Origin of the sequence: Streptomyces aurantiacus JA 4570, from assembly GCF_000414115.1 — a bacterium.
Taxonomy (GTDB): domain Bacteria; phylum Actinomycetota; class Actinomycetes; order Streptomycetales; family Streptomycetaceae; genus Streptomyces; species Streptomyces aurantiacus_A.
In genome coordinates this window covers 1-9,394 of the sequence record NZ_AOPZ01000079.1, presented here as the reverse complement: position 1 = coordinate 9,394, position 9,394 = coordinate 1, and the positions used below count along the sequence as shown (strand labels likewise).

Annotated in this window: 9 protein-coding genes and 1 pseudogene; 6 read left to right on the top strand and 4 right to left on the bottom strand. The window is 72.3% G+C overall.

Features of this window, described 5'->3' with window-relative positions; all coding sequences use genetic code 11:
• Positions 1 to 193: pseudogene (locus STRAU_RS11360) on the bottom strand (hypothetical protein); the annotation flags it as partial.
• Positions 194 to 270: 77 nt separating this feature from the next.
• Between STRAU_RS11360 and STRAU_RS11355 the strand changes: the two are divergent.
• Positions 271 to 840 carry a GNAT family N-acetyltransferase gene (locus STRAU_RS11355; RefSeq protein WP_016640437.1) on the top strand — a complete coding sequence of 190 codons (570 nt, stop codon included), beginning with the start codon at positions 271 to 273 and terminating at the stop codon, positions 838 to 840.
• 16 nt (positions 841 to 856) lie between these two features.
• On the opposite strand, the gene STRAU_RS11350 is transcribed toward STRAU_RS11355, so the two are convergent.
• Positions 857 to 1,873, bottom strand: coding sequence for an NADP-dependent oxidoreductase (locus tag STRAU_RS11350; protein WP_016640436.1), 1,017 nt, complete (start codon positions 1,871 to 1,873; stop codon positions 857 to 859).
• Between the two features lie 67 nt (positions 1,874 to 1,940).
• Between STRAU_RS11350 and STRAU_RS11345 the strand changes: the two genes are divergently transcribed.
• Entirely contained in the window at positions 1,941 to 2,957 is a 1,017-nt protein-coding gene (locus STRAU_RS11345) for a LysR family transcriptional regulator (RefSeq protein ID WP_052029046.1), read from the top strand.
• A gap of 210 nt (positions 2,958 to 3,167) precedes the next feature.
• Positions 3,168 to 3,296 (top strand): hypothetical protein, encoded by a 129-nt coding sequence (locus tag STRAU_RS43560; RefSeq protein WP_016640434.1) that lies wholly within the window; start codon positions 3,168 to 3,170, stop codon positions 3,294 to 3,296.
• A 36-nt stretch (positions 3,297 to 3,332) separates the two neighbouring features.
• Here STRAU_RS43560 and STRAU_RS11340 read toward each other — a convergent pair whose 3' ends face one another.
• On the bottom strand, positions 3,333 to 4,922 hold the full coding sequence (locus STRAU_RS11340; protein WP_016640433.1) for a purple acid phosphatase family protein: 1,590 nt from the start codon (positions 4,920 to 4,922) through the stop codon (positions 3,333 to 3,335).
• A gap of 142 nt (positions 4,923 to 5,064) precedes the next feature.
• Here STRAU_RS11340 and STRAU_RS11335 point away from each other — a divergent pair, with 142 nt between their 5' ends.
• Both STRAU_RS11335 and STRAU_RS11330 read left to right on the top strand, forming a co-directional pair.
• Positions 5,065 to 6,105, top strand: a complete 1,041-nt coding sequence (locus STRAU_RS11335) for a 3-isopropylmalate dehydrogenase (protein ID WP_037658713.1) — start codon at positions 5,065 to 5,067, stop codon at positions 6,103 to 6,105.
• Between the two features lie 250 nt (positions 6,106 to 6,355).
• Positions 6,356 to 7,444, top strand: a complete 1,089-nt coding sequence (locus tag STRAU_RS11330) for a branched-chain amino acid aminotransferase (RefSeq protein ID WP_016640431.1) — start codon at positions 6,356 to 6,358, stop codon at positions 7,442 to 7,444.
• Positions 7,445 to 7,536: 92 nt separating this feature from the next.
• Here STRAU_RS11330 and STRAU_RS11325 read toward each other — a convergent pair whose 3' ends face one another.
• On the bottom strand, positions 7,537 to 8,226 hold the full coding sequence (locus tag STRAU_RS11325) for a TetR/AcrR family transcriptional regulator (RefSeq protein ID WP_016640430.1): 690 nt from the start codon (positions 8,224 to 8,226) through the stop codon (positions 7,537 to 7,539).
• Positions 8,227 to 8,437: 211 nt separating this feature from the next.
• On the opposite strand from STRAU_RS11325, the gene STRAU_RS11320 reads away from it, so the two are divergent.
• Complete coding sequence (locus STRAU_RS11320; RefSeq protein WP_037658711.1) at positions 8,438 to 9,367, top strand: zinc-binding dehydrogenase; 930 nt, start codon at positions 8,438 to 8,440, stop codon at positions 9,365 to 9,367.
• Positions 9,368 to 9,394 lie beyond the last annotated feature (27 nt).

Genomic DNA, 9,394 nt, shown 5'->3' with positions numbered 1-9,394 from the left:
CCGCCGCGCCCGCCGCGCACACCACGCCCGCCGCCGTCAGCGTGTCCGGCGACACCTCGCGGCGGGCCAGCGCGCCGCGTACGCCCGACAGCTTCCGGGCGTACCAGGGCTTGAGGGCGTACAGGCCCAGGCCGGGTGAGCCCGTGGGCCCACCGGACCCGGCGGACCCGGAGGAGGCAGAGGAACCGTTCATGCCGCCGACTCTGCCGCCGGGCCGGGCGCCGGATAATCGGGGTGCGTACTCAAATGGGGCCTGAGTACGGTGAGCCCGTGACCACTCCGAGCACCTCCGACACCCCGCGTACCGCCGAAGAGAACGTGCTGCGCACGGCCCACACCGCCGACGCCGCCCCCGCCGAACTCGCCGCCGCCCGCGCGCTCATGGACCTCGCCTTCGACGGCGACTTCAGCGACGAGGACTGGACGCACGGCCTCGGCGGCATGCACGCCTTCGTCCACGACCGCGAGGGCACCCTCCTCGCCCACGGCTCCGTCGTCCAGCGCCGCGTCCTGCACAACGGCCGTTCGCTGCGCGCCGGTTACGTCGAGGCCGTCGCCGTACGCCCCGACCGGCAGCGGCAGGGGCTCGGCGGGCAGATCATGGGCGCCCTGGAGGGAATCATCGAGCGGGCCTACGACCTGGGCGCCCTCTCGCCGTCCGACGAGGGCGAGAAGCTGTACCGCGCGCACGGCTGGGTGACCTGGACCGGACGCGTCGGCACCCTCGGCCCGAACGGCGTCGAGCACATGCCGGACGAGGACCCGCCGATGCTGTGGAACTCCGGGCTCGACCCGGCGCACCCTCTGCTCATCGACTGGCGGGACGGGGACGTGTTCTAGGCGTCCTCGTCCTGGCTCAGGCGTCCGCCCCCGGGGCGCGCACGATCATCTTCCCCACGTTGCGCCCCCGCAGCATCCCCAGGAACGCGTCCACGATCCGGTCGAACCCGTCCACGACCGTCTCGTCCAGACCGATCCGGCCGCTCTGCAGATGCGGCACCACGAACTCGTACAACTCCTCCTGCAGATCACGGTAGTTGCGCACGTGGAAGCCCTCCATGCGCAGGCTCTTCTCGACGATCTCGGTGAGGTTGCGGGGCGCCGACAGGGGCTGCGGGTCGTTGTACTGGGCGACCGTGCCGATGCGGACGATGCGCCCGAACTCCCGCAGGCCCTCGATCGCGGCCTCCAACTGCTCGCCGCCCACGTTGTCGACGTACACGTCCACGCCGTCGGGGGCGGCCTTCGCGAGCAGGTGGGTGGCCGGTCCTTCGTGGTAGTCGAAGGCGTCGTCGTAGCCGACGTGGTCCTTCAGGTACGAGACCTTCGCCGCCGAGCCCGCGCTGCCCACGATCCGCCGCGCGCCCATGACGCGGGCGAGGCGCCCCGTCGCCGTGCCCACACCGCCCGCCGCCGCGGAGACGAACAGGTCCTCGCCCTCGCGCAGCTTCGCGATCCGGGTCAGGCCCACGTACGCGGTCAGGCCCGTGCCGCCGAGGACGCTCATGTACGCCGACAGCGGCACCCCGTCGAAGCGCGGCAGCCGGCGCACCTCCTCGGGGGTCACCACGGCGTGCGTGCGCCAGCCCTGCCGGTGGAAGACGATCTCGCCCTCGGCGAGCTCCGGCGTCCGCGACGCGAGCACGCGGCCGATCGTGCGGCCTTCGAGCGGCGCGTTCAGCGCGAACTCGCCGTCCATCATCTCGCGGTGGTACGGGTCGACCGACCAGTACTGGTTCTCCACCAGCGCCGTGCCGGGCGCGGGCTCGGGCACCGCGGACTCCACGAACGCGAAGTCCGCGGGGGTGGGGAAGCCGTGCGGGCGGGCGGTCTGGTGGACGGTGAGGGCGCGGGCGCCGGAAAGGTCGTTCATGGCGCAGACCGTAGGCCGGGAATGCGGGGGCGTGGCAGGGGGTTCGGCTCATGGAACGCGCCGAATCATGAGCGCTCCTCATACGACGAGGTGGGAACCGGTGGCCGAGCACGACCTCGCCCCGCACGAACTGCGGGTCATCGTCGCCGTCGAGCACGCACGCAGCTTCTCCGGCGCCGCCCGGGAGCTCGACCTGACGCAGTCGGCGGTCTCGCACTCGGTGCGCGGCACCGAGCGGAAACTCGGCGCGGTGCTCTTCGAGCGCGGCCGCAGGGGCGCCACGCCCACGCCCGCGGGCGAGCGTGCCGTCGCCCACGCGCGGCGGGTGCTGCGGCTCCTGGAGGTCCTCGCCGCCGAGGCGCGCGGGGCCGCCGGGGCCGGTGCCGGGGTCGGTGCCGAAGGCCGGGAGGCGGCCACGCTCACCGGCCCGCTGCGCATCGCCGCCTTCCGCAGCGCGGCCCTGCACCTGCTGCCGCCCGCCCTGGCCAACCTGCGGGCCCGGCACCCGGGCATCGAGCCCGAGGTCCGTGTCGTACGCGAACTGGGCCGCGGCACCGCGGGCGAGGTCGCCGACGGGCGCGCGGACATCGGGATCGCGACCATCGGCACCTCATCGCCGGTCCCGCCGGGCCTGGTCGGCGGCGTGCTCGTCGAGGAGCCGTACTCCTTCGTGCACCCGGCGGGCCACCCCGACCCGCGCTCCCTGCCGCTCGCCGACTGGGCCGAGAACTGCACCTCGTACACCCGCGACTGGTGGGCGAGCCAGGACTGGATCCCGAAGGCCAGCACGCGGACCGAGGACGACGGGGCGGTGCTCGCGATGGTGAGCGCCGGGCACGCCATGGCGATCATGCCCGCCCTGTCCCTGACCGGAGCGCCGCCCACGGTGCGGATCAGCGACCTCGGACCGGACCGCCCGACCCGCTCCGTGGGCTACGTCACCACGCCTGAGCAGGCCGGATCGCTGGCCGTACGCGCCCTCATCCGGGAGCTGCGGGCGCTTCGCGGCCACCCCGAAACGGAAGCGGCACCCGCTGCTCCGGTGGGGGCCGTCTCAGATAGTAGGAAGCCCGAGTATCTGTAGAGACAAGAGGCCGAAGCTGTCTTAGCTTTGTAGGAGCCGAACGTCTCGCTCGATCAAGCGAAGGCGGCTGCGAGCCGGGCCCCGCGCAGGCGAACCCTGCGGCCCACGCTCCCCGCCTCTTCCGGCGTCTCGTAACCCACCCGCTTCGCGCACAGCTCCGCGTGCGCGGATCCGTACTCCCGGATGCCTGATCTAAGGAGTCGCATTTCCATGGCCGAGACGACCGCCCGCCGAGTCCGCCACACCGCCCGCACCACCGAGTCCGAGCGCAAGAACGCCGCCGCCGCGCTCCAGCGCGCCCTCGACCGCAGGGACAACGGCGGCGAGACGGGGCACTGAGCCCCGCCCCTCACCTCCTCCCCCGCGGGGGCCCCGCTACCTGCCGCGCTCTATCTCGAAGTGGTCGACGCGCTCGCCGCTCTCGGCGAGCGCCGAGACCGTGAGCTTCGGACGCGCTCCGGTCGTCACCTCGACCGCGAGGAACGAGAAGCCGGTGTAGCGCACCCGTGACCACTCGACCGTGTCCGGGTCGGGCAGGCGCAGCTTGGTCCAGTGGAACGTGAGGATCGTTCCCTCGTCGTTCTCGTGGCCCTCGTAGCTGTCCTCGACCCCGGCCGGGAAGCTGTACAGGTCCTTGCCGGCGCCGCCCGCGGTGACGTACACGATGCCGTCGCGCGTCGGATCGGTCGACGCGCCGACCGGCACCGGCTTGCCGACCTCGCCGTTCTTGACGGCGTCGGTGCGCTCGTACACATGGTTGTGGCCGTTGATCACCAGGTCCACCTGGTGCTTGGCGAACAGCGGCAGCCAGGCGTCGCGCACCCCGCCGTCGGAGCCGTGCGTCGCCGTCGAGTACGTGCAGTGGTGGAAGAACACGACGATGAAGTCGATGTCCTTGTCGGCGCGCAGCTCGCGCAGGCGCCTGTCGAGCCAGGCCGTCTGCCTGCCCTCCGTGTAGCCCTTGTTCGCGGGTATCTCGTACGAGACGTCGTTCGCGTCCAGGGCCACGACGCCGACGCTGCCGTAGCGGAACGAGTACACGCCCGGGGCCTGCTTCGGGTCGAAGCCGTTCTCCGGCAGCGACCAGCGGGCCGACTGGCCGCCGTAGCCGTTCGGCGAGTACCACGCCTCCATGTCGTGGTTGCCGGTCGTCACCATCCACGGCACCGACTTCGCCACCGACTCGGTCTGCGCGAGGAACTGGTCCCACACGCGGGCGTCGTAGGTGTCGCCCTCCTTGCCGTGCCCCGTGGTGTCCGCGTAGCAGATGTCGCCCGCGTGCAGATGGAAGGCCGGGTTCTGGCCGAGTATCAACTGGTCGTTGGCCAGCGCCTCGTAGCTCACGCCCTGGTCCCCGAAGGCCGTGAAGACGAACTTCTCCGGCCGCGCGGGCGCCGTGCGGAACGAGCCGAGCGTGGCCATCCGCTCCGGCGACGCCGGGTCGAAGCCGTCGTGGCCGACGCCGTAGTAGTACGTCGTGCCGGGCTTCAGGCCGTCGAGCGCCGCGTGCAGGTAGTACTGCTCGACCTTCGGGAGCTTCTTCGACAGGGACGGCGTGTGCAGGTCGCGCACCTCCGCCGGGATCTTCTGGCTCAGCTCCCACGGCTTCGGACCCACGCGTACGTAGGGGGACTTGACCGCGAACGGCACCTGCCAGGAGATCCGCATCTGGGTCCTCGGGTCGGCGCCGAAGGCGAGGTGGCGGCCGAACGGCGCGACGAGCTTTCCGTCGACTTTCACCGGGCCGCGCGGTGCGGCGAGCGGGGACGTGGCGGTGGGGCGCTCGGCGTAGGCGCTGCCCGAACTGCCCGCGAGCAGAGCCGTGCCGCCCACCACGCCCGCCGTCGCGAACGAACTGGCGAGCACCTTGCGCCGGGAGAGCCTCCCGCGCAGGTACTCGTGCTGCTCGGGCATGGTCATGCCGCGGGCGAGCTGTTCCGGAATGCCGAGGTTCGGAGTGTCCATGACCAGGAACTTCCCAGTAACTCCCCACGCCCGCACTACGACAGGGTGAACACCTTTCGACCGGCAAGGGACCGGCCATCGGAGCTTGTCCGCATCCTGGACGTGCCGTGTCATGGGATGGGACGAGGAGTACCGTGCCGGTATGTCTCGCAGCATCAATCTCGCAGTGATCCCCGGAGATGGGATCGGCCAGGAAGTCGTGGCCCAGGGGCTCAAGGTCCTCAACGCCGTCCTCCCGCAGGATGTGAAGCTGGAGACCAAGGAGTACGACTTCGGGGCCCGCCGCTATCACGCCACCGGCGAGACCCTCACCGAGGCCGACCTCGCGGCTCTCAAGAAGCACGACGCGATCCTGCTCGGCGCCATCGGTGACCCGTCGGTCCCCTCCGGCGTCCTGGAGCGCGGCTTCCTGCTCAAGCTCCGCTTCGCCTTCGACCACCACGTCAACCTGCGTCCGTCCCGGCTCCTGCCGGGCGTGGCCACGCCGCTCGCGGGCCAGCCCGAGATCGACTTCGTCGTCGTACGCGAAGGCACCGAGGGTCCGTACACCGGCAACGGCGGCACGATCCGCAAGGGCACCCCGCACGAGGTCGCCACCGAGGTCTCCGTGAACACGGCCTTCGGCGTGGAGCGCGTCGTCCGCGACGCCTTCGCCCGCGCGCAGGCCCGCCCGCGCAAGAAGCTGACGCTGGTGCACAAGAACAACGTGCTGGCCTACGCGGGCCACCTGTGGACGAACGTCTTCACCAAGGTGGCCGAGGAGTTCCCCGAGGTCACCACCGACTACATCCACGTCGACGCGGCCACGATCTACCTGGTCACCGACCCGGGCCGGTTCGACGTCATCGTCACCGACAACCTCTTCGGCGACATCATCACCGACCTCGCCGCGGCCGTCTCCGGCGGCATCGGCGTCGCGGCCTCCGGCAACATCAACCCGAGCCGCGAGTTCCCGTCGATGTTCGAGCCCGTGCACGGCTCGGCGCCCGACATCGCGGGCCAGGCCAAGGCCGACCCGACGGCGACCGTGCTGTCCGTCGCCCTCCTCCTGCGCCACCTCGGGTACGACAACGAGGCGAACCGTGTCGAGGAGGCCGTCTCCGCCGACCTCGGCGGTCGCGGGGACACCTCTCGTACCACCGACGAGATCGGCGACGCGCTCGCCGTCCGAGTAGCGGGCTGACCCGCCGGTCGTCTGCTCCGTCACAGCAAGCCGCCGGGTCGCATCAGCACCCGGCGGCTTCTCGTTTGCGGCCACCGGGTGTCACCATCGAACCCAGGGCCGCCCTCACCGCTGTTTCATCCATGGCACCCCACGAGCGATAATCGAACGTGGGGCCGCGAAACGGCGCACGCCCGGACGCCGCGAGAAGCGCGCGCGTGCGGGTCTGAGCGCGGTCCGTCACACACAAACCGGTGAAGGACACGCAACCATGACGACGCCCACGATCGAGCTCAAGCCCTCCTCGACCCCGGTCTCCGCCGCGGAGCGCGAGGCGGTCCTGGCCAGCCCCGGGTTCGGCCGCCACTTCACCGACCACATGGTGACCATCCGCTGGACGGAGGGCCGCGGCTGGCACGACGGCCAGCTCGTGCCGTACGGCCCGCTCTCCCTCGACCCGGCGACCACCGTCCTGCACTACGCCCAGGAGATCTTCGAGGGCCTGAAGGCATACCGCCAGCCCGACGGCTCCGTCGCGCTGTTCCGCCCCGAGGCCAACGCGCGGCGCTTCCAGGACTCCGCCCGCCGCATGGCCATGCCCGAGCTGCCCGTCGAGACCTTCATCGAGGCATGCGACGCCCTCGTGCGGCAGGACATCGACTGGGTGCCCGCGCACGGCGGCGAGGAGTCGCTCTACCTGCGCCCGTTCATGATCGCCACGGAGGTCGGGCTCGGCGTGAAGCCCGCCAACGAGTACCTCTTCGTCATCATCGCCTCGCCCGCCGGCGCCTACTTCCCCGGCGGCGTCAAGCCCGTCTCCATCTGGCTCTCCGAGGACCGCGTGCGCGCCGTGCCCGGCGGCGTCGGCGACGCCAAGACCGGCGGCAACTACGCCGCGTCCCTGCTCGCGCAGGCCGAGGCCGCCGAGAAGGGCTGCGACCAGGTCGCCTACCTCGACGCCGTCGAGCACAAGTGGGTCGAGGAACTGGGCGGCATGAACCTGTACTTCGTGTACGGAGACAAGATCGTCACGCCGGAGCTGACCGGCTCGCTGCTCGCGGGCATCACCCGGGACTCGCTCCTCACCGTCGCCCGCGACCTCGGCTACACCTCCGAGGAGCGCCGCGTCTCCATCGACCAGTGGCAGGCCGACAGCGAGAACGGCACGCTCACCGAGGTCTTCGCCTGCGGCACCGCCGCCGTCATCACGCCCGTCGGCACGGTCAAGTCGGCCCGCGGCGAGTGGGTGCAGAGCGGCGGCAGCCCCGGCGAGGTCACCATGAAGCTGCGGGACGCGCTGCTCGACCTCCAGCGGGGTGTCTCGGCGGACCCGCACGGGTGGATGCACCGCCTGGGCTGAGCCCTTCCCCGATCGTCCGTCCACGAGGGCCGGGCTTGGCAGTCACTGCCGGGCCCGGCCTTCGTGCTGTCCGCTCACTTCGTGCTGTCCCCTCACGCGGACCCGGGGCGGGCGGTGAGCGCCAGGCTTTCGGGCAGGGCCGCGCACGCCCGGCGGAACGCGGCGGCGAGGCCGGGCCGTGTGGGACCGGCTGCGTCGGCTGCGTCGGTCGTGTCGGTCGCGGCGGCCGTCCAGGTCTCCAGGCCCCGGTGCCAGGCGGCCACGAGCAGGTCGACGGCCAGGTGCGCGCGCAGGTGGTCCGGGTCGTCCGGGGTGCCGCCGAGGTCGAAGCGGCGTACGACGACGTCCAGGGCGGCGCGGCCGGTGCGGTCGCAGAACGCGAGACCGTGCGCGTCCATCGACGGGTTGCGCGCGGCGAGGCGGCGGCTGAGCAGCACGCGGTGCGCCCACTCCTCGCCCGGCATGCGGTCGAGCGCGGCGAGCAGGACGTCGCGCAGCAGCTCGTGCAGCGGGCCGCCCCCCGGCCGCGCCTCCTCCAGTTCGTCGAGGAACACCGTCCACAGATCGTGGAGCGGTGCCATCGCCACGTCCTCCTTGCTGGTGAACGTGCGGAAGAAGGTCCGCTTGGACACCTCCACGGCGTCGCACAGCTCGTCGAGCGTGACGCCGTCGAAGCCGCGCTCGGTGAACAGCTCCAGGGCGGTGTCGACGAGGGCCTGCCGGGTGCGGAGCTTCTTGCGTTCGCGCAGGGGGAGCTGGGCGGTGGCGCGGGCGGTGTCCATGCCGGGAGTGTAGCTCGGTAGCCAATGCCTCTTGATGGCTTGTGCCACTCAGTGGCATTGTGGCGGGGGTCGGGACCTGCGACGCCTTGCTGGGTTGCTGGGGCTGCTGGGTTTGCTGGGGTGCTCCGTGCTGCCCTGCCTGCGTCCGGCTCTGCCCGCGTCCTGTCCTGCCTGCGTCCTGCTCTCCTTGTCTGTGGAAGGTGACTTCGTCATGCGTGCTCTCCTCGTCGACCCCGCCGCCCCCGCCGGGCTCCGCCTCGGCTCCGCGCCCGATCCCGAACCGGCCCCGCACCAGGCGCTCGTCCGGGTGACCGCGACCTCCCTCAACTACGGCGAGGTGGCGAGCCTCGTGCCGGGCGCCGCGCCGGGCACCGTGCTCGGCTGGGACGCCGCCGGACACGTCGAGCGGGCCGCCGCCGACGGCTCCGGTCCGGCGGCCGGTACGCCCGTGGTGACCCTCGGCGAGGCCGGTGGGTGGGCCGAACTCCGGGCGGTGGACACACAGTTCATGGGCGTCGTGCCGGAGGGGGCCGACCTCGGCGCCATCAGCACGATCCCCGTCGCCGGGGCGAGCGCGCTGCGGGCCCTGCACCGGGTCGGGCCCCTGCTCGGGCGGCGGGTCCTGATCACCGGGGCCACGGGCGGGGTCGGGCGGTACGCCGTACAGCTCGCCCGGCGGGCTGGTGCGTACGTCGTGGCCGCGACCGGGGATCCGGGTGCGCGGGGCGAGCTGCTGCGCGGGCTGGGCGCGCACGCGGTCGTCGGTGACCCCGCCGAGGCCGACGGGCCCCTGGACGGGGTCGTGGATCTCGTGGGCGGGCGGCAACTGGTCGCCGCGTACGAGAAGTTGGGGGCCGGCGGGGTGTTGGTTTCCGTGGGGCACTCGGGTGGGGACGACGAGCACTTTCCGCACGGGGTGCTGTACGGGGACCAGGGGCGGCACGACCGGGCGGTCGTGAGCTTCTATTTGCTGGGGTGCGGTGGGCTCGGGCGGGATCTGGCGTGGCTCGCCGGGGAGGTTGCCGCGGGGCGGCTCGATGCGGGGGAGGCGTGGCGGGGGTCTTGGGGGGACGCCGGGGTGGCGGTGGAGGCGCTGCGGGGGCGGCGGTTGCATGGGAAGGCTGTGCTGGAGGTGGGGTGAGGGTTGTTCCCTGCGGGGCTTTCCCCA

Bases quoted from the DNA above. Each gene is read 5' to 3' on its own strand.
- STRAU_RS11340 (WP_016640433.1), bottom strand. From the start codon at position 4,922: ATGGACACTCCGAACCTCGGCATTCCGGAACAGCTCGCCCGCGGCATG.
- STRAU_RS11325 (WP_016640430.1), bottom strand. From the start codon at position 8,226: ATGGACACCGCCCGCGCCACCGCCCAGCTCCCCCTGCGCGAACGCAAG.
- STRAU_RS11335 (WP_037658713.1), top strand. From the start codon at position 5,065: ATGTCTCGCAGCATCAATCTCGCAGTGATCCCCGGAGATGGGATCGGC.
- STRAU_RS11350 (WP_016640436.1), bottom strand. From the start codon at position 1,873: ATGAACGACCTTTCCGGCGCCCGCGCCCTCACCGTCCACCAGACCGCC.
- STRAU_RS11330 (WP_016640431.1), top strand. From the start codon at position 6,356: ATGACGACGCCCACGATCGAGCTCAAGCCCTCCTCGACCCCGGTCTCC.
- STRAU_RS43560 (WP_016640434.1), top strand. From the start codon at position 3,168: ATGGCCGAGACGACCGCCCGCCGAGTCCGCCACACCGCCCGCACCACC.
- STRAU_RS11320 (WP_037658711.1), top strand. From the start codon at position 8,438: ATGCGTGCTCTCCTCGTCGACCCCGCCGCCCCCGCCGGGCTCCGCCTC.
- STRAU_RS11345 (WP_052029046.1), top strand. From the start codon at position 1,941: ATGAGCGCTCCTCATACGACGAGGTGGGAACCGGTGGCCGAGCACGAC.